Origin of the sequence: Streptomyces sp. NPDC101166 (assembly GCF_044768125.1) — a bacterium.
Classification (GTDB): Bacteria; Actinomycetota; Actinomycetes; order Streptomycetales; family Streptomycetaceae; genus Streptomyces.
In genome coordinates this window covers 34,447-53,871 of the sequence record NZ_JBIWPF010000029.1, presented here as the reverse complement: position 1 = coordinate 53,871, position 19,425 = coordinate 34,447, and the positions used below count along the sequence as shown (strand labels likewise).

Genomic DNA, 19,425 nt, shown 5'->3' with positions numbered 1-19,425 from the left:
CTTCCGAGCCGGCCTCACTTCTGTGCGCCCGGCGCGGGCCGGTAGGAGCTGATGACGTACAGGGCTTCGTCGTCGACGGCGTTCTCCGACCAGTCCAGGGTGATCCGCACGGGATGCCCGTCGGCCGCGTACTGCGCCTGCGCGGTGTCCGCCCCTTCGTCGCGGGCCGTGCGCAGCATCTCCAACAGCCCCCCGATGGTGGGCACCCGGCCGGTCAGCTCCCGCGCCTGACGGCGGCTGTCCGCGTCCAGCCCCTCGGCCGACGTCACCGCCCCGTCCCGCACCCTCACCCGGAACGTCCCGGCGAGCACCTGGGTCGTCGACGTCAACGTGTAGCTGTAGGCGACCGGTTCCTCCCACGCCGCCCCCGGGCCGCCGCTCGCCCCGCCGTCGGTCCCGCCGCCCGGCGCACCGGACGGGCCGCAGGCGGCGACGGAGGACGACAGCACGGCGATCAGCCCGGCGGCGAAGACGGCACGAGCCCGCGAATGCGCGGCAACGGTCATGGCAGCTCCCTGTGTTCGGCTACCGCTGTGACGCCGTCCGGCCGCGAAACGTTCGACTCGGCCTGTTGAAGGGCCCGTCGGCGGGTACGCGGACGGAAGAGGGAACGGTCCCACGGGAGGAGTGAGGGATGAGCAACGTCATTCAGCGCATCAAGGAGTTCGCACGCAGTCCGCAGGGGCGGCGCACCATCGAGCAGGTGCGCCGGCAGGCCGCCGACCCGAGGCGGCGCTCCCAGGCCCGCGGGCTTCTCGCCCGGCTGCGCACCCGGCACTGACACCCGCTCGCACGGCCCGGGTGACTGCCTGTTCTACAGTGACTGCCGTCAGTCAGTTCCGGAGGAATCCGGGGACCGGGGAGGTAGTCGCCCACCATGCCGACGGAAACGTTTGAGTTCCAGGTGGAAGCCCGTCAGCTGCTGCAGCTGATGATCCACTCGATCTACTCGAACAAGGATGTCTTCCTGCGGGAACTCGTCTCCAACGCCTCCGACGCGCTGGACAAGCTGCGTCTGGCGGCGCTGCGGGGCGAGGCGCCGGACGCCGACGCGTCCGATCCGCACATCGAGATCGAGACCGACGCCGAGGCCCGCACGCTCGTCGTGCGGGACAACGGCATCGGCATGTCCCGCGACGAGGTGGCGGACCTCATCGGCACCATCGCCAACTCCGGGACCGCCAAGTTCCTCGAACAGCTGAAGCAGGCCGACGACCCGGCCGGCGCCCAGAACCTCATCGGCCAGTTCGGCGTCGGCTTCTACTCCAGCTTCATGGTCGCGGACGAGGTCACCCTGGTGACCCGGCGGGCCGGCGAGACGCAGGGCACCAGCTGGTCGTCCCGCGGCGAGGGCACCTACACCCTCGGCACGGTCGAGGACGCCCCGCAGGGCACCGCGATCACCCTCCACCTCAAGCCGGCCGACCCCGAGAACCAGCTCCACGACTACACCTCCCCCTGGAAGATCAGGGAGATCGTCAAGCGGTACTCGGACTTCATCACCTGGCCGATCCGGATGGCCGCCGCCGAGCCCGTGAAGTCTGCGAACACCACGGACGCCACGGACTCTGCCGACTCCGCCGAGCCCGCGGAGTCCCCCGCGCCCGAGACGCTCAACTCGATGAAGGCCCTCTGGGCGCGCTCCCGGGAGGAGGTGAAGAGCGAGGAGTACCACGAGCTCTACAAGCACATCAGCCACGACTGGAACGACCCCCTGGAGACCATCCGACTCCAGGCGGAGGGCACCTTCGAGTACCAGGCCCTGCTGTTCATCCCCGCCCACGCCCCGCACGACCTGTTCACCCAGGGCTACAAGCGCGGCGTCCAGCTGTACGTCAAGCGCGTCTTCATCATGGACGACTGCGAGGCCCTGCTCCCGTCGTACCTGCGCTTCGTCAAGGGCGTCGTCGACGCCCAGGACCTCTCCCTCAACGTCTCCCGCGAGATCCTCCAGCAGGACCGGCACATCCAGCTGATGCACCGTCGGCTGGCGAAGAAGGTCCTGTCCTCGGTCAAGGACATGAGGGGCGCCGCGCCCGAGCGGTACGCCACGTTCTGGCGGGAGTTCGGATCCGTCCTGAAGGAGGGCCTGGTCACCGACTCCGAGAACCGCGAAGCCCTCCTCGTCGTCTCGTCGTTCGCCACCACCCATGACAGCGCCGAGCCGACGACGCTCGCGCAGTACGTGGAGAGGATGAAGGACGGGCAGGACGACATCTACTTCATGACGGGCGAGTCCCGCGAGGCCATCGAGAACTCGCCGCACATGGAGGCGTTCCGGGCCAAGGGCATCGAGGTCCTGCTGCTGACCGACCCGGTCGACGAGGTGTGGACCGACGCGGTGGGGGAGTACCAGGGCAAGCGGCTGCGGTCCGTCGCCAAGGGCGAGATCGACCTCGACGCCGGCGCCGGGGACGAGCCCGCCGACAGCCGCGAGAAGCGGGACGAGGAGTACGCCCCTCTGCTCGCCTGGATGAAGGAGCGGCTCGGCGAGGACGTCAAGGACGTACGGCTGTCCTCGCGCCTCACCGTCTCCCCGGCCTGTCTGGTCTCCGACGCGCACGACCTGACCCCGGCGCTGGAGAACCTGTACCGGGCGATGGGCCAGGAGGTGCCCCGCGCCCAGCGCATCCTCGAACTCAACCCGGAGCACACCTTGGTCAAGAGCCTCAACCAGGCCTTCAAGAGCGAGCCCGCGGACGGCGGCACCGCGCTCACCGAGACCGCCGAACTCCTCTACGGTCTCGCCGCGTTGGCCGAGGGAGGCCGTCCGAAGGAGCCGGCCCGGTTCGTCCAGCTGCTGGCCGACCGCATGGAACGCGCGCTCCAGGCGGAGTGATCACAGGGCTCGTCGACGGCGGCCGGACCGGGGCTCGGGCATCGATGTCAGTGCCGTGGTGGAAGATGCGAAGGAAATGAGATCAACTCCGGCCGGGCCGGGTAGGCGGTCTCGTGACCCTGCCACCGGAAAGGCCTCCGTTGATATCGCCCAACCTCCGTTCCGGCGCTCCGCTCAGCCCGGCCGCAGCCGACGTCCTGCGCATCGTCAACGATTCCGGAACGCCCGTTTTCGTCACCGTCCACGCGGACGGACGCCGCAGGTACAGCTACTGGCAGCCGCTGGACGCGCGCACCGGCCGGGGAGGCTGTTACACGGCCCTCCCCACCGCCGAGTGCGACCGGCTGCACTCCGCCGGCCGCATCACCCTCGGTGAGCCCCTCACCGACCCGACCAGGACGATCTACCGGGTCCGGCCCACCCGCACCCCCGCGCCGCCCGCCCGCGCGGCGCGGGCGGCCGCCCCCCGTCCCGCCGCTCGTCCGAGGCCCGAGCGCGGCCGGCTGTGGGCCGCCTGACGGCGGCGGCCCCGGCGCGGCCGGCTCAGAGTCCCGAGCCGAACGACTGCGTGGTGTACGCGCACTCCGTGTACACATAGCCGTTCTCGAGCTTCGCCGTGTCCGAGGCGGGCGTGGAGGAGGAGATGCCGGCGCTGTTCGACTTGTGCACGAAGTACGTGGTGCCCGGCGGCAGGCTGATGGTGCGCTGCGGATAGTTCTTGCCGCCCTCGCACGGCTTGAAGTACGGGCTGATGGTGCTGCCGAGGGGGTAGGCACGGCAGCCGCCGCACGCCTTCAGGGTGAGGCTGCCGGTGACCGGCCCGGTGAACAGGACGGTCACCGCGTCCGGGCTGTCGTTCTTCACCGTGACGGAGATGTTGCCGCCGTTGCGCATCGTGGGCAGCTTCTTGCCGGCTTCCGGCACCGTCTGGGCGACCTCCGCCGCGATCGCGATCTTCTTCGCCAACGGGACGTTCCTGGCCGTCCTGTTGGCCGTGACGTACTCGTTCATCGTGGTCAGCGCGGCGTCGAAGTCGCCGTCCCGGTACTGGTCCACGCCGCAGGTGTAGGTGCCCGAGGCGACCTGGGCCGTGGCCCGGCCGGCGTCCTTGGCGAGGGCCGCGTCGATCCCCGCCTTCTCACCGGGCAGCTCGGTGATCCGGGTGGCGAGAGCGCGCAGCCGCTGGACCGCCGTGCAGGGCTCCGCCCCGCGCAACCCCTTCTCCTCCCGGACGACGGCGGCGTTCACGGCCGGCTCCACCTTCGCGGCCGGCGCCGACTTCGGGAACGTGGTGAGCAGTTCGCCGAACTGCGCCGCCCAGGTCGACTGGTCGGCCGCCAGCCCGCGCGAGGCGCACTCGTACAGCGAGGTCGCCAGCCGGTCGTCGGGCCACTTCTTCAGCTCGCCGAGCTCGGTCTTCTTCACCCGGTCGGGGACCGTGCGCAGATACGTCAGCGGCGCGATCGCCGTGCAGTACTCACGCTGTTCGTACGGGGCGCCGACCGTGGCGTAGTAGGTCTTCATACGGCTTGGCACCCGCGCCGCCGCCCGCGAGTCGGGGTGATCCGCCACCAGGTTCTCGTAGGCGGTCAGCGCCTTGCGGTAGTCGGCCTCGGCCGCGGTGAACTCCTTCTTGCCCGACGCCGCGACCAGCCGGTCGGCCTCCTCCAGCCGGTCCAGCAGCATCTGCTGCACCGCCTCGTCCCGCTCGGCGTCGTACCAGACCACGCCCCCGGCCGGCACGGCGAGCAGGAGCAGCCCCAGCGCCAGCGCGAGCGGCGCGCGGCCCGGAAGGGACAGCGGGGTGCGCAGACCCACCCGCGCCCCGTGCGCCGCCGCCAGGACGAGGAACGCCGCGTACGCCACGAGCGCCGCCTCGGGGACGCCGTCCGGGTCGGCCGGCAGCGCCACGAACAGCAGGACGGCGGTGGCGATCCAGCACAGCGCCGTCAGAGCCCAGCGCCGCGTCAGCGCGTAACCGAGGCCCAGACCACTGAGGTTGAGCACCGCGACCGCGACCGCCCGTGCGCCGTCCGCGGGCGGCGGCGGAGGGGCCGCCGGCATCGGTGGGACGAAGTAGCCGTTGTCGTATCTGCCGTACCCGCCGTCGGACATGGCGGCCTCCCCCGTCAACTCCGCATGTATGTCTGTGACTTGGCAGTGTAAGGGTAGAGGCGGAAAGCCGACAGAGCGGGTCGGAGCACCCGTTGGGGGCGACAACTGGCAGGTCGTGTCCGATCATGCCCAGGCATGATCACTCGTGTTGAATCAGGTGGACCCCGACGACCTGGACCGCGGTCCGCGGGGACGCGACCGGCATCCGCCGGCTCTCACCGGACGCGGTACTCGTCCCACAACGGGCCGAGGTCGTCGTCCGTCGCCGCCTGGGCGGCCCGCTTGAAGTCGGCGGTGGTGGAGACGCCGTACCGGTGGTCGCGGACGTACCGCCGGAGCATCCCCGCCATGGCGTCGGCGCCCAGGACGGCCTCCAGCCGCGCCAGGACGCACGGGCCCACCATGTAGACGACGTGGTACTCGCCCCGGTGCTCGGACCAGTAGGCCATCGAGCGGGTCAGCTCGGTCTCCTCGCTGGGCCAGTAGATCTCCGAGCAGTCGAAGCCCTCCCAGCCGTAGAAGCGCGCGTTGGCGTACTGGGCGAAGCTCTCGTCGAGCCAGGGCGCGGAGTACTGGTCGTTGCCCACGATGCCGTACCACCACTGGTGGGCGATCTCGTGGACGACGGCGCTGCCCTCCTCGGAGGTGCCGAGGAGGACCAGCCCGGGGTACTCCATGCCGCCGCCGAAGCCGCCGGTCATCACCAGATCGATCTCGCCGTACGGATAGCGCCCGAACTCCTTCCCGAAGCGGTCCACGGCGGCCACGCCGTCGCGCCGGTTGACGCGCACGCCCTCGGCCGGTGTGTCCGGCGCCCAGTACGACCGTACGAGCACACCCCCAGGAGAGGTCTGCGTCGCCGTGCGGAACGGCCCGGCCGCCCAGGCGAAGTCCCGCACCCGGTCGGCGACGCTCAGGGTGACCGTGCGCCCTGGCCCGCCGGCGAGGGTCCGGGTGCGGCCGGTCGCCGGGACCTTCAGGGCCGACGGGTGGTCCAGACGCACCCGGAAGTCACCCGCCAGGGAGTAGAAGCTCTCGCCCGTAGCCACGTACGGGTCCAGGTGCCATCCCTGTTCGTCGTGCACCGCGAGCACCGGCAGCGCGTTGCCCAGGAACCGGAACGCGCCCTCCCGTCCGAAGCGTGCGTTGCGCTCGGGCGTCGTGACCGACACGTCGAAGGCGACGCTCGCGCGATCGCCGTGCGCCAGCGGCCTCGGCAGCGCGATCCGCAGCGCGGTGCAGCCCACGGTGAGCGGGCCCGGCGTGCCGCCGCGCACCCCGGACACGGTGACGGAGGAGGGCGCGCCGGCCGTGCCGCACCCGTCCTCGCCGTTGCCCCACAGCCGCACGTACACCTCGCGCAACGGCCGGCCGGAGGCGTTGCGGAACGACACCCGCTCGTGTCCGGTCCAGCGGGAGCCGTCGGCGTCGGCCCGCAGCGTCACGTCGTAGCGGAGGAGGTCGGGCGTCGCGGCCCCGGCCGCGTTCGCGGCGACCTCGGGGGCGGCGACGGGGGCGGCGGCCGCTCCGGTCACCGTGGCGGCCACCGCCACGAGCGACGCGAGCAGCACGACGAGCAGACGGCTAAGGGGAGTTGACGACCACATGGGTAACGGCGACATGGCAGCGGATCCTGCCACACAACGGAGCCGCCCGACCCTTCTGTGACCGATCGGAGACGACCTCGTCCCCTCCTGCGGCCCCGGCGACCGGACGGGGACGTCGATGCCTGCTTTCGGATGACTCGCCCGTCTGTCGCCGAGGCCACCGGGCCGGCATCCCGCACGATCGCTTCCGCCGCCCTTCCGCCCGCCCTTCCCTTCCGCCCGCCCTTCCCAGCCGTCAGTCCTTCCCAGCCGTCCGTCCACCCAGCCGCCCGCCCTTCCCAGCCGTCCGTCCGGAGGCAGCAGTGCACATCCTGCTCGTGGCCAGCGCGTTCAACAGCCTCACCCAGCGCGTCCACGCCGAGCTGCGCGACCACGGCCACACGGTGGCGGTGGAACTCGCCCTGACCGGCCGCTCGCTGACCGAAGCCGTACGGCGGCATGCCCCGCGGCTCGTCCTGGCGCCCATGCTGAAGTCGGCGATCCCGCGGGAGGTGTGGTCGGCGCACACCTGTCTCGTCGTGCACCCCGGGCCCGTGGGCGACCGCGGTCCGTCCTCCCTCGACTGGGCGATCCAGGAGGGCGCGGACCGGTGGGGCGTCACCGTCCTCCAGGCCGACGAGGAGATGGACGCCGGCGACGTATGGGCCTGCGTGCCCTGCGCGCTGCCCCCGGCGGGCAAGAGCGACCTCTACCGCAACGAGGTCGCGGACGCCGCGCTCACGGCCGTCCTGCTCGCCGTGGAACGCTTCGCCTCCGGCACCTACGCGCCCCGGCCGCAGGGACCGGCGGCCCCCGGCGAGGACGGGCCGCGCACCCGCCCCTACCTGGACCAGAGCGTCCGGCGCGTCGACTGGGCCGAGGACGCCACCGAGACCGTCCTGCGCAAGCTGCGGGCCGCCGACTCCCAGCCCGGCGTGCTCGACGTGCTGCTCGGCGGCGAGTGGTACCTGCACGGCGGCCACCCGGAGAGCGAGCTGCGCGGCCGCCCCGGCGCGCTGCTGGCCACCAGGGCGGGCGCGATCTGCCGGGCGACCGCCGACGGCGCGGTGTGGATCCCCGAGCTGCGGCCCCGCCGCGCGCCAGGAGCGCCTCCCACCTTCAAACTCCCCGCCGTCCAGGCCCTCGGCGACCGGCTGCCCGCCTTGCCGGAGGCCTCCCTGCCCCCGCTGCCCGAGGCCCCGCACGCGACCTGGGCGGACATCCGCTACCGCGAGGAGGGGGCGGTGGGTTTCCTGTCGTTCTCCTTCCCCGGTGGCGCCATGAGCACCGCGCAGTGCCGCCGTCTGCTGGACGCCTACCGACGGGCGTGCGCGCGCCCCACCGGCGTGCTCGTGCTGGGCGGCGCCCGGGACTTCTTCTCCAACGGCATCCACCTCAACGTCATCGAAGCCGCGGCCGACCCCGCCGCCGAGTCCTGGGCGAACATCGAAGCCATCGACGACCTCGTCGAGGCCGTCCTGACCACGACGGACCGGCTCGTGGTCTCGGCCGTCGCCGGGAACGCCGCGGCCGGCGGGGTGATGCTCGCCCTGGCCGCGGACGAGGTGTGGTGCCGAGCCGGCGCCGTCCTGAATCCGCACTACCGGCTGATGGGCCTGTACGGCTCGGAGTACTGGACGTACAGCCTGCCGCGCCGGGTGGGCCGCGCGGCGGCCGAACGCCTCATGAGCGAGGCCCTGCCGGTGAGCGCCGCGACCGCCGAGCGGATCGGACTCGTCGACCGCGTCCTCGCCCGCGGCCCGGGGGAGTTCGCCGCCGAGGCCGGCGTTCTCGCCGCCCGCCTGGCCGCGCTGCCGTCGACCGCGTCCCGGATCGCCGCCAAGAAGGCGGACCTGGACCGTCTGCGGAGCACCACCCCGCTGTCCGAGTACCGCGAGCGGGAGCTGGCCCGGATGCGCGCCATCTTCCACGATCCCGACGCCCCCTACCACGCCCTGCGCCGCTCCTTCGTGCACAAGGAACGCCCCCGGCACACCCCTCGGCATCTCGCCCCCGCCGCTCTCTAAACCCCTTCCCCGCCCCCGGTTCGGACTTCACCGCAACGGCCCTCGTCGACATCACCCTCCGAGCGGTCCGCTGGTACGAAGAACCCTGAGGTCGATATGCAGGCCTTCACCCCATTCCTCCCCAGGAGGCGGTCCCATGACTGAGGCGACGCCGAACACCGTCGGCGCTGCGGACGCCGCAGGCGCGCCCGCCGACGAGGCGCCCCCGATCCACATCCTCTGGATCAACGCCGGTCTGAGCTGCGACGGCGACTCGGTCGCGTTCACCGCGGCCATGCAGCCGAGCGTCGAGCAGATCGTGCTCGGTGTCCTGCCCGGCCTGCCGAAGATCGCCGTGCACTGGCCGCTCATCGACTTCGAGTGCGGTCCGGTCGGCGGCTCGGACACGTTCATCGAGTGGTACTTCAAGGGGGAGCGGGGCGAGATCGACCCCTTCGTGCTGGTCATCGAGGGCTCCATCCCCAACGAGGACATCAAGCCCGAGGGCTACTGGTGCGGCTTCGGCGACAACCCCGAGACCGGACAGCCGATCACCACCAGCGAGTGGATCGACCGGCTCGCGCCCAAGGCCCTGGCGGTCGTCGCCATCGGCACCTGCGCCACCTACGGCGGCATCCACGCCATGGCCGGCAACCCGACCGGCGCCATGGGCGTCCCGGACTACCTCGGCTGGGACTGGAAGTCCAAGGCCGGCATCCCCATCGTGTGCGTCCCGGGCTGCCCCATCCAGCCCGACAACTTCTCCGAGACGCTCACCTACCTGCTCTACCAGGCGGCCGGCGCCGCCCCGATGATCCCGCTCGACGACAAGCTCCGCCCGAGCTGGCTGTTCGGGGCCACCGTGCACGAGGGCTGCGACCGCGCCGGCTACTACGAGCAGGGCCAGTTCGCCCTGTCGTACGACTCGCCGAAGTGCCTGGTGAAGATCGGCTGCTGGGGTCCCGTCGTCAAGTGCAATGTCCCCAAGCGCGGCTGGATGAACGGCATCGGCGGCTGCCCCAACGTCGGCGGCATCTGCATCGCCTGCACCATGCCCGGCTTCCCCGACAAGTTCATGCCGTTCATGGACGAACCGCCCGGCGCCAAGGTGTCCAGCAACGCCAGCGGCGCCTACGGCGCGGTCGTGCGCAAGCTGCGCTCGCTCACCGCCAGAACCGTGGACAAGGAGCCCAAGTGGCGCCACACCGGCGACCGCATCACCACCGGCTACCGGCCCCCCTGGTGACACACCGACGCCGGCGCAGCCGCTGAAGAGCGTCCCCGCACAACCCCGACCCCCCCACCAGTTCCCGCGCAAGCGCAACGAAGGGCACGGCACACACGATGGCACCGACGACGAAGACGCCCGGCGACGGCAGCGGCCTGGTGGAGATGGCCTGGGACCCGATCACCAGGATCGTGGGCAGCCTGGGCATCCACACCAAGATCGACTTCAAGCAGAAGCGGGTCGCCGAGTGCTACAGCACCTCGTCGGTCTTCCGCGGCTACAGCGTCTTCATGCGCGGCAAGGACCCCCGCGACGCCCACTTCATCACCAGCCGCATCTGCGGCATCTGCGGCGACAACCACGCCACCTGCTCGGTGTACGCGCAGAACATGGCGTACGGCGTGAAGCCCCCGCATCTCGCCGAGTGGATCATCAACCTCGGCGAGTCCGCGGAGTACATGTTCGACCACAACATCTTCCAGGAGAACCTGGTCGGGGTCGACTACTGCGAGAAGATGGTCAAGGAGACCAACCCCGGCGTCCTCGAACTGGCCGAACGCACCGAGGCGCCGCACGCCGGGGACCACGGCTACCGCACCATCGCCGACATCATGCGCTCGCTCAACCCCATCGAGGGCGAGTTCTACCGCGAGGCCCTCCAGGTCAGCCGGTACACCCGGGAGATGTTCTGCCTCATGGAGGGCCGCCATGTGCACCCCTCCACGCTCTACCCGGGCGGCGTCGGAACCATCGGCTCGGTGCAGCTGTTCACCGACTACCTCAGCCGCCTCATGCGGTACGTCGAGTTCATGAAGCGCGTCGTGCCCCTGCACGACGACCTGTTCGACTTCTTCTACGAGGCCATGCCCGGCTACGAGGAGGTCGGCCGCCGCCGCGTCCTGCTCGGCTGCTGGGGAGCCCTCAACGACCCCGAGTACTGCGACTTCACGTACGCCAACATGACCGACTGGGGCCGGCGCATGTTCGTCACCCCCGGCGTGATCGTCGACGGCAAACTGGTCACCAACGACCTCACCCGGATCAACCTCGGCATCCGCATCCTGCTGGGCAGCTCCTACTACGAGGACTGGCAGGGACAGGAGCAGTTCGTCACCCACGACCCGCTGGGCAACCCGGTGGACCCGCGCCACCCCTGGAACCAGCACACCATCCCCGCCCCGCAGAAACGCGACTTCGACGACAAGTACAGCTGGGTCATGTCCCCGCGCTGGTTCGACGGCAAGGACCACCTCGCCCTGGACACCGGCGGCGGCCCCATCGCCCGCCTGTGGTCGACCGCCCTGTCCGGGCTCGTCGACACCGGGTACGTCAAGGCCACCGGCCACAGTGTGGTCATCAACCTGCCCCGCACCATGACCCGGCCGGAGACCACCTTCGAGTGGAAGATCCCGCGCTGGAGCAACGCCCTGGAGCGCAACCGCGCCCGCACCTACTTCCAGGCCTACACCGCCGCCGTCGCCCTGCACTTCGCCGAGAAGGGCCTCGAGGAAGTACGCGCCGGACGCACCCAGACCTGGGAGAAGTTCGAGGTGCCCGACGAGGGCATCGGCGTCGGGTTCACCGAGGCGGTGCGCGGAGTCCTCTCCCACCACATGGTCATCCGCGACGGCAAGATCGCCAACTACCACCCCTACCCGCCGACCCCCTGGAACGCCAGCACCAGGGACACCTTCGGCACCCCCGGCCCCTACGAGGACGCCGTGCAGAACACCCCGATCTTCGAGGAGAACACCCCGGAGAACTTCAAGGGCATCGACATCATGCGCGCCGTGCGCAGCTTCGACCCCTGCCTGCCCTGCGGCGTCCACATGTACGTCGGCGGCGGCAAGACCGTGCAGAAGATGCACGTCCCCACCGGCCTGAGCGGACTGGGCGGATGAGCGCCGCCACGGCCCGGCCCGTGAACGCCGAGGAGACCGGCCGCCGGGTCGAGGAGGTCCTCGACAGGCTGGCCTCCTCCACCGACCCGGCGGCCGCCCCGGCGGCCGAGGAACTCGTCCGCTCCCTCATGGACTTCTACGGCGCGGGACTCGCCCGGGTGCTGCGCCTGCTGTCCGCGAGCGGCGAACCCCTCGGGACGCTGCTCGGCGACCGGCTCGTCGCGAGCCTGCTCGTCCTGCACGACCTCCACCCCGAGGACCGCGACACCCGCATCGCCCGCGCCCTGGACGACCTCCCCGAACACGCCCTGGAAGTCGCCGGGTTCGACGAGGACGGCGGCGTCCTGCGGCTGCGCTCCCGCGCGGGCGGCGGCTGCGGATGCGGCTCCGACGTTCGGAGCGCCGTCGAGGAGGCGCTCGCCTGCTTCGCGCCCGAGGTCAAATCCGTCGAGGTGCAGGCCGCGCCCGCCGAACCCGCCCTGCTCCAGATCGGCGCCCGCCCGACCGCGGCGAAGGCCCGATGAACACGCCCCCGGCGACGACCCGCCGGCCCTCGGGCCTGCGCAGGTTCCTGACCGGGCGTCCGCCCGAGCCCGAACGGTGCGAACTGTGCGCGGTGACCGTCGGCGAGAGCGACCACCGCCACCTCGTCGACACCGAGCGACGCGCCCTGGCCTGCGCCTGCACGCCCTGCGCCCTGCTCATGGAACGGCCCGGCGCGGCCGCCGGCCGCTTCCGCGCCGTGCCCTCCCGCTACCTCGCCGACCCCGAGCACCGCCTCGACGACCAGGCCTGGGAAGCCCTGCAGATCCCCGTCGGCGTCGCCTTCCTCTTCCGCAACGCGGCGCTCGACCGGCTCGTCGCCCTCTACCCGAGCCCCGCCGGGGCCACCGAGAGCGAACTGGACCCCGCCACCTGGACGGACGTCCTCGGCGGCAGCCGCCTCGCCGCACTCCTCGAACCCGACGTCGAAGCCCTGCTGCTGCGCCGCGTCGAGGGCCGCTGCGACTGCCACCTCGTGCCCATCGACGTCTGCTACGAGCTCGTCGGCCGGATGCGCCTGCTCTGGCAGGGCTTCGACGGCGGCGCCGAGGCCCGCGCCGCGCTGGAGGCGTTCTTCGACGACGTGGTACGGCGCGCCCGGCCCGTCGGCGGGACGGGGGACGCGTGACGGAACTGTCCTTCGCCTGCACCGGCGTGCGCGCCGACCGCTACGCCGCCGGACCGACCCTCGTCTTCCGGCTCCGCGTCACGGCCGCCGACGGCGTCCGCGTGCACGCCCTCGCCCTGCGCTGCCAGATCCGCGTAGAACCCGCCCGCCGGAGCTACACGCCCGCCGAGGCCGACGGCCTGACGGACCTGTTCGGCGAGCGCTCCCGCTGGGGCAGCACCCTCCAGCCGGTGCAGTTCGCGGAAGTGCCGCTGATGGTCCCCGGCTTCACCGGCGAGACCGAGGCCGACCTCGTCGTGCCCTGCACCTACGACCTCGACATCGCCGCCGGCCGCTACCTGTCCGCGCTCACCGACGGCGAGGTCCCCCTGCTGATGCTCTTCTCCGGCACGGCGTTCACCGGCACGCGCGGCTTCCAGGTCGAGCCCGTTCCCTGGGACCGGGAGACCGTCTGCCGGATGCCCGTCGCCGTCTGGCGGGAGATGATCGACCAGCACTTCCCCGGCTGCGGCTGGATCCGGCTGCCCCGCGACACGATGGACGCCCTCCTCGCCTACCGCTCCCGGCGCGCCCTGCCCTCCTGGGAGAGCACCGTCCGCGCCCTGCTCGACGACGCCGGCGCCGCCGGCCCGCCCCCGGCCGACCCGTTCCAGGCCCTCACCGGCAGCACCGGAAGGACGAACCCGTGACCGCGACCGCGTTCGCCCCGCACACCGAGGAACGGTTCGCGCTCGCCCGCCAGGTCGCCGACGCCGTCCTCTTCGAGGGCTACGTCCTCTACCCCTACCGGGCGTCGGCCGCCAAGAACCGGCTGCGCTGGCAGTTCGGCGTGCTCGTCCCGCCCGGCTGGGGCGCCGACACCGAGGAGCACGACTTCCAGCACACCGAGTGCCTGATGGAACCGAAGGCCGACGCTACCCTCTCCGTCGAGCTGCGCTTCCTGCACGCCCGCCGGCGCACCGTGCAGCGGCTGCGACCCGACGGCGGCTTCGACACCGTCGACGAACTCCCCCTCGACGACCGGGTCCTGGTGCCCTGGGACGAGGGCGGCGAGGAGCGCGTCGAAGTCGTCGCCCGCGTCGCCGAACTCCTCGGCGACGGCGTCACCGTCCCCTTCCGCCGCCCCGCGCGCGAAGAGAGCGAACCGGTCCTCGACGCGGCCGGCCGCACCCTCGGCCGGCTGGTGCGCCGGTGCGAGGAGATCAGCGGCGAGGTACGGCTGTCCGCCGTCGAGCTCGACGGCCCCTACCGGGTGCTGCGGCTCACCGCCGTCGTGGAGAACACCACCGCCTGGACCCCGCCCGACGGCGGCGGCGACCGGGACGCGGCCCTGCCGCACTCCCTGGTCGCCTCCCACCTCCTCATGGCCCTCAGCGCCGGATCGTTCCTGTCCATGACCGATCCCCCCGAATGGGCCAGGGGCGCGACCGCCGCCTGCCGCAACCTGCACACCTGGCCCGTCCTCGCCGGCGAACCCGGCCGCGGCGACCTCGTCCTGTCCTCGCCGATCATCCTGGAGGACCACCCGGCGATCGCCCCGGAGAGCCCTGGCGCCCTCTACGACGCCACCGAGATCGACGAGATCCTGGCGCTGCGCACCGCCGCCCTCACCGACGAGGAGAAACGCGAGGCCCGGGGCACCGACGAGCGGGCCGCCGCCGTCATCGACCTCGCCGACACCATGCCGCCCGAGGTGCTCGAACGCCTCCACGGCGCGGTGCGGGGCCTTCGCGAGGCGACCCGCCCCACCGCCACGGCCACCGCCGCGCCCGCCTCCGGCGGCTTCCCCGACGAGCACGGCGTGACCCGCCCGGACACCCCCTGGTGGGACCCGGCGAGCGACGCCGGATTCGACCCCGCCCGCGACCGCGTCCTCGTCGACGGCCGGACCCTCGGCGCGGGCAGCCGCGTCACCCTGCGCCCGGGCCTGCGCCGCACCGACGCCCAGGACCTCTTCCTCCAGGGCCGCACCGCGCGCGTCGAGGCCGTCCTGCACGACGTGGACGGCGCGGTCCACCTGGCCGTGACCGTCGAAGGCGACCCGGGCGCCGACATCCGCCGGGAACAGGGCCGGTTCCTCTACTTCCAGCCCGACGAGATCACCCCCCTGGAGGACGACGCATGAGCCTTCCCCGGCAGCCGGACGCGAGGACCCTCGTCGCCGGCATCGGCAACATCTTCCTCGGGGACGACGGCTTCGGCGTCGAGACCGCCCGCAGGCTCGCCGAGCGGCCCCTGCCCCCGCACACCGAGGTCGCCGACATCGGCGTGCGCGGAGTGCACCTCGCCTACCAGCTCCTCGACGGCTACGACACCCTCGTCCTCGTGGACGCCACGGCGCGCGGCGAAGCCCCCGGCACCCTCTACGTCATCGAGCACGACGGCCCCGGCACGGACGCGCCCGAGACCGTCCCCGCGCTCGACGGGCACCGCATGACCCCCGACACCGTCCTGGCGCTGCTGCACACCCTGTGCGCCGGCGCCGACGGGACCCCGCCGCGCCGCGTCCTGATCGTCGGATGCGAACCGGCCTCGGTGCAGGAGGGCATCGGGCTCAGCGCGCCGGTGGCCGACGCCGTGCCGCAGGCCGTCCGGCTGATCGAGGAACTGCTGCGGGACGACCGGCCGAAGGAACCCGCGACGCGGGCCGCCGCCGGCGAGGCATCCAAGTGAGGAGACACGCAATGAAGAAGAACATCATCGGCGGCGCCGCCCTCGTCGCCGTGGGCGTCCTGGTCCGGGAAGTCCTCCCCGACATCCGGCGCTACCTGCGAATCCGCCGCATGTGACCGATGCCCCGGCGGCACGCCACCGCCCCCGTCGGCGAACGAGCCCGCCCGGACGCGAGCGGCTGCGTCGAACGGCGTACCCGGCAGCTGGCGACGGCGCGCCGGGCCGCCGCCCGCCGCCTCCTCGCCTCTAATGGGAGACCGCCCAGGCCGGCGCAGGCCGGCCGGCCCCGGGAGGACCGAGCACGATGCACGAGATGTCCGTCGCACTCGCCGTGATCGACCAGGTCGAACAGGCCGCCGCGCGAAACGGCGACGTCACCTCGGTGCGCTCCGTCCGGCTCCAGGTGGGCGAACTCGCCGGCGTCGTGCCCGACTCCCTCTCCTTCTGCTTCGAACTCGCCTGCGGCGGCACCCTGTTGGAAGGCGCCGAACTCGTCACCGAAGCGGTGCCCGGCCGCGCCCGCTGCGCGCCCTGCGCACACGAGTGGGCCGTCGGCATGCCGCCGGCGCTGACCTGCCCCCGCTGCGGCGGGACCACCGCCGACCTGCTCTCGGGCCGCGAACTCCAGATCGTCAGCGTGCACTGGGAGGACGGCCCGACGCACGCGCGGACCCGCGAACCCGTCTCCGAGGAGTGCTGAACATGTGCCGTGTGGTCGACCTGCGACAGGCCGTGCTCGCCAAGAACGACACATACGCGCAGACCCTGCGCACCGACCTGGCGGCGCGCGGCGTCGCCGTCGTCAACCTGCTGTCCAGCCCTGGCAGCGGGAAGACCGCGCTGCTGGAGCGCGAACTGACGCTGGCCCGCGAGCGCCGGGTGCCCGTCGCCGCGCTGACCGCCGACCTCGCCACCGAGAACGACGCCAACCGATTGGCGCGGTCCGGCGCCCCGGTCAAGCAGGTCCTCACCGACGGTCTGTGCCACCTGGAGGCGGCCATGCTCGCCGGCCACCTCAGCGGCTGGCTGCCCGACGACACCCGGCTGCTGTTCGTCGAGAACGTCGGCAACCTGGTGTGTCCCGCCTCCTACGACCTGGGGGAGACCCTCCGGGTCGTCCTCGCCTCCGTCACCGAGGGCGAGGACAAACCGCTGAAGTACCCCACCGCCTTCGGCCTCGCCCACCTGGTCGTGGTCACCAAGACCGACATCGCCCACGCGGTCGGCTTCGACGAGGCCGCCTTCCGTGCCCACGTCGAACAGGTCAACCCGGGGGCAGAGGTGCTGCTGACCTCGGCGCGTCGGGGCAGCGGGATCGGCGCGCTGCTCGACCGGGCCGTGGCGGCGGCCGAGGGCGCGCCCGTCCACGAGCCGGTCATGGCCCGCTGCACATCCGAGCTCGCACACGACCACGAGCACGCCCACGACCACGAGCACGCGCATGCCCACGCCCACGAGGACGGCGCCGACGCGCCGGCCCGCACCCACTCGTGAGCGGTCCCCTGCCCCCGGCAGCCTCCCTCACTTCCACCGGGTCCGACGACCCGCCCCTGCGCCGGCGCGTCACCGTACGGGGCGTGGTGCAGGGCGTCGGCTTCCGGCCGTACGTCTACGCCCTGGCCACCGAACTCTCCCTCGCCGGGCACGTCACCAACACCCCGGAGGGCGTGGTGGCCGAGGTCGAGGGCGCCGCCTCGGCCGTGGCCCGGTTCTGCGACCGCATCGCCCCGCAGGCGCCCCCGCTGGCCCGGGTGGAGTCCGTCTCCCACCAGGAGGTGCCCGTCGAGGGCGGCGGCCCCTTCGTCATCCTCGCCTCCCGGACCGACGGTCCCGTACGCACCCTGGTCTCCCCGGACACGGCCACCTGCGCCGCCTGCCTCGAGGAGCTGGCCGACCCCGCCGACCGGCGCCACCGCCACCCCTTCGTCAACTGCACCCACTGCGGCCCCCGCTTCACCATCGTCACCGGCCTGCCCTACGACCGGCCCCACACCACCATGGCCGGCTTCGCCCTGTGTCCCGACTGCGCCCGCGAGTACGCCGACCCCCTCGACCGGCGCTTCCACGCCCAGCCCGTCGCCTGCCCCGGCTGCGGCCCACGCCTGCGCCTGCTCGTGCCCGGGCCGGACGGCACACCGCGGCAGCACCCCGGCGACCCGCTGACCGAATCCCGCGCACTGCTCGCGCGCGGCGCGATCCTCGCCGTGAAGGGCCTCGGCGGCTACCACCTGGCCTGCGACGCCACCGACCGCACCGCCGTCACCGAGCTGCGTCGCCGCAAGAACCGGGGCGACAAGCCGTTCGCCGTCATGGCCCGCGACGCGGCGGACGTCGAGCACCTCGTGCGGCTCGGCCCCGCGGAGCGGGACCTGCTGCACAGCGCCGCCCGGCCCGTCGTACTGCTGCGCCGCCGCACGGACGCGGCCTGCCCGGACGCCGCGGCGCGACGACGCGCCGTCGAAGCCGTCGCCCCCGGCAGCCCCGACCTCGGCGTCATGCTGCCGTACACCCCCGTGCACCACCTGCTCCTCGGGCTGCCCGGCGATCCCGAGGGCCCCCGGCTGCTCGTCATGACCAGCGGAAACGCGGCCGGAGAGCCGATCGTCACCGACGAGGCCGAGGCACTGCGGCGGCTGGCGCACCTGGCCGACGCCTGGCTGACCCACGACCGGCCGATCCAGGTGCCGTGCGACGACTCCGTGGTCCGCGTCAGCGACGGGGAGCCCCTGATCGTCCGCCGCTCCCGCGGCTACGCCCCGCTGCCTCTGTCCCTGCCGCTGCCGGTCGGGCCGGCCCTCGCCGTCGGCGGCGACCTCAAGAACGCCTTCTGCCTCGGCGAGGGCCGCCGGGCCTGGCTGTCCGCGCACATCGGCGACATGGACGACCTCGCCACCCAGGCCGTCTTCGAACGCGCCGTTGCGCACCTGGCCTCCCTCACCGGGGTGCGCCCCGCGACGCTCGCCGCCGATCGGCACCCCGGCTACCGCTCCACCCGGTGGGCCGAACGCCACGCGGCCGGGCGGCCCGTCGTCAGCGTCCAGCACCACCATGCGCACATCGCCGCCGCCATGGCCGAACACGGGCTGGACGGCGAGCGGCCGGTCATCGGCGTCGCCTTCGACGGGACGGGCCACGGCGACGACGGCGCGGTATGGGGCGGGGAGGTCCTCCTCGCCGACTACGACGGCTTCACCCGGTTCGGGCACCTGGCGTACGTCCCGCTGCCCGGCGGCGACGCGGCGGTGCGCCGGCCCTACCGGATGGCGCTGTCCCACCTGCGGGCGGCAGGCCTGGACTTCAGCGGCGACCTCGCCTGCACGGCGGCCTGCCCGCCCGACGAACTCCGGGTGCTGCCGAAGCAGTTGGAGCGCGGCCTGAACTGCGTCCCCACCTCCAGCATGGGCCGGCTCTTCGACGCGGTGTCGTCCCTCGCGGGCATCTGCCACCACGCGGGCTACGAGGCCCAGGCGGCCGTCGAGCTGGAGGCCGCCGCCCTGCACGCGCCCGCAGAGGACACCGCCGCCTACACGTTCGGGTACACCACCGCGGCCGGCGTCGTACGGGCCGACCCCGCGCCCGTCCTCGCCGCGATCGTCGAGGACCTGAGAGCCGGCGCGCCGCCCGCCGTGGTCGCGGCCCGCTTCCACCGGGCCGTCACCGGCCTGGTGCGCCACCTGTGCGACCGGGCACGGCAACGGCACGGGCTGGACACGGTCGCCCTGACCGGAGGGGTGTTCGCCAACGCCCTGCTCTCCGCGGACTGCGCCGCGGCCCTGCGCCGGGACGGCTTCACGGTCCTGCGGCACCGCCTGGTGCCGCCCAACGACGGCGGCCTGGCGCTCGGCCAGCTCATGGTGGCCGCCCGTGCCACCGCCCGGACCGCGACGAACCACTGAGAAACAGCGA

Annotated in this window: 18 protein-coding genes; 15 read left to right on the top strand and 3 right to left on the bottom strand. The window is 72.8% G+C overall.

All coding sequences use genetic code 11. The annotated features are described in order from the left end of the window. Positions 1 to 14: 14 nt before the first annotated feature. On the bottom strand, positions 15 to 506 hold the full coding sequence (locus tag ACIRS4_RS33485) for a DUF6174 domain-containing protein (RefSeq protein WP_404203234.1): 492 nt from the start codon (positions 504 to 506) through the stop codon (positions 15 to 17). A gap of 128 nt (positions 507 to 634) precedes the next feature. Between ACIRS4_RS33485 and ACIRS4_RS33480 the strand changes: the two genes are divergently transcribed. The 3 genes from ACIRS4_RS33480 (at position 635) to ACIRS4_RS33470 (ending at position 3,357) form a co-directional block, all read left to right on the top strand. After that, positions 635 to 781, top strand: coding sequence for a hypothetical protein (locus ACIRS4_RS33480; protein ID WP_404203232.1), 147 nt, complete (start codon positions 635 to 637; stop codon positions 779 to 781). A gap of 96 nt (positions 782 to 877) precedes the next feature. After that, on the top strand, positions 878 to 2,839 hold the full coding sequence (gene htpG, locus ACIRS4_RS33475) for a molecular chaperone HtpG (RefSeq protein WP_404203230.1): 1,962 nt from the start codon (positions 878 to 880) through the stop codon (positions 2,837 to 2,839). A 140-nt stretch (positions 2,840 to 2,979) separates the two neighbouring features. Continuing rightward, positions 2,980 to 3,357: a hypothetical protein gene (locus tag ACIRS4_RS33470; RefSeq protein ID WP_404203228.1), complete on the top strand. Its 378-nt coding sequence runs from the start codon at positions 2,980 to 2,982 to the stop codon at positions 3,355 to 3,357. A 25-nt stretch (positions 3,358 to 3,382) separates the two neighbouring features. Here ACIRS4_RS33470 and ACIRS4_RS33465 read toward each other — a convergent pair whose 3' ends face one another. Beyond that, positions 3,383 to 4,954, bottom strand: a complete 1,572-nt coding sequence (locus ACIRS4_RS33465) for a MerC domain-containing protein (protein ID WP_404203226.1) — start codon at positions 4,952 to 4,954, stop codon at positions 3,383 to 3,385. Positions 4,955 to 5,169: 215 nt separating this feature from the next. Further along, a complete protein-coding gene (locus ACIRS4_RS33460) occupies positions 5,170 to 6,576 on the bottom strand; it encodes a M1 family metallopeptidase (RefSeq protein ID WP_404203224.1) in 1,407 nt (468 codons plus the stop codon). A gap of 287 nt (positions 6,577 to 6,863) precedes the next feature. Here ACIRS4_RS33460 and ACIRS4_RS33455 point away from each other — a divergent pair, with 287 nt between their 5' ends. From ACIRS4_RS33455 to hypF, 12 genes are all read left to right on the top strand, one after another. After that, complete coding sequence (locus tag ACIRS4_RS33455; RefSeq protein WP_404203222.1) at positions 6,864 to 8,567, top strand: enoyl-CoA hydratase-related protein; 1,704 nt, start codon at positions 6,864 to 6,866, stop codon at positions 8,565 to 8,567. A gap of 136 nt (positions 8,568 to 8,703) precedes the next feature. Continuing rightward, positions 8,704 to 9,792, top strand: coding sequence for a hydrogenase expression protein HypE (locus ACIRS4_RS33450; RefSeq protein ID WP_404203220.1), 1,089 nt, complete (start codon positions 8,704 to 8,706; stop codon positions 9,790 to 9,792). A gap of 98 nt (positions 9,793 to 9,890) precedes the next feature. After that, positions 9,891 to 11,675, top strand: a complete 1,785-nt coding sequence (locus ACIRS4_RS33445) for a nickel-dependent hydrogenase large subunit (protein WP_404203218.1) — start codon at positions 9,891 to 9,893, stop codon at positions 11,673 to 11,675. After that, the gene (locus ACIRS4_RS33440) at positions 11,672 to 12,199 is read left to right on the top strand and encodes a hypothetical protein (protein ID WP_404203216.1); all 528 of its coding nucleotides are present in this window, start codon (positions 11,672 to 11,674) and stop codon (positions 12,197 to 12,199) included. Before ACIRS4_RS33445 ends, ACIRS4_RS33440 begins: the two co-directional genes overlap by 4 nt. Next, entirely contained in the window at positions 12,196 to 12,846 is a 651-nt protein-coding gene (locus ACIRS4_RS33435; protein WP_404203214.1) for a DUF5947 family protein, read from the top strand. The genes ACIRS4_RS33440 and ACIRS4_RS33435 overlap by 4 nt, the downstream gene beginning before the upstream one ends. Then, entirely contained in the window at positions 12,843 to 13,535 is a 693-nt protein-coding gene (locus ACIRS4_RS33430) for a DUF6084 family protein (protein WP_404203212.1), read from the top strand. Before ACIRS4_RS33435 ends, ACIRS4_RS33430 begins: the two co-directional genes overlap by 4 nt. Beyond that, complete coding sequence (locus ACIRS4_RS33425; RefSeq protein ID WP_404203210.1) at positions 13,532 to 14,971, top strand: hypothetical protein; 1,440 nt, start codon at positions 13,532 to 13,534, stop codon at positions 14,969 to 14,971. The genes ACIRS4_RS33430 and ACIRS4_RS33425 overlap by 4 nt, the downstream gene beginning before the upstream one ends. Further along, positions 14,968 to 15,519, top strand: coding sequence for a hydrogenase maturation protease (locus tag ACIRS4_RS33420; protein ID WP_404203208.1), 552 nt, complete (start codon positions 14,968 to 14,970; stop codon positions 15,517 to 15,519). The genes ACIRS4_RS33425 and ACIRS4_RS33420 overlap by 4 nt, the downstream gene beginning before the upstream one ends. Before the next feature lie 11 nt (positions 15,520 to 15,530). Further along, positions 15,531 to 15,635, top strand: a complete 105-nt coding sequence (locus tag ACIRS4_RS33415) for a DUF6893 family small protein (protein ID WP_389339162.1) — start codon at positions 15,531 to 15,533, stop codon at positions 15,633 to 15,635. A gap of 188 nt (positions 15,636 to 15,823) precedes the next feature. Continuing rightward, the gene (hypA, locus tag ACIRS4_RS33410) at positions 15,824 to 16,219 is read left to right on the top strand and encodes a hydrogenase maturation nickel metallochaperone HypA (protein ID WP_404203206.1); all 396 of its coding nucleotides are present in this window, start codon (positions 15,824 to 15,826) and stop codon (positions 16,217 to 16,219) included. Positions 16,220 to 16,221: 2 nt separating this feature from the next. Further along, the gene (gene hypB, locus ACIRS4_RS33405; protein ID WP_404203204.1) at positions 16,222 to 17,013 is read left to right on the top strand and encodes a hydrogenase nickel incorporation protein HypB; all 792 of its coding nucleotides are present in this window, start codon (positions 16,222 to 16,224) and stop codon (positions 17,011 to 17,013) included. Beyond that, positions 17,010 to 19,415, top strand: coding sequence for a carbamoyltransferase HypF (hypF, locus tag ACIRS4_RS33400; RefSeq protein WP_404203202.1), 2,406 nt, complete (start codon positions 17,010 to 17,012; stop codon positions 19,413 to 19,415). Before hypB ends, hypF begins: the two co-directional genes overlap by 4 nt. The last annotated feature ends 10 nt before the right edge of the window (positions 19,416 to 19,425 follow it).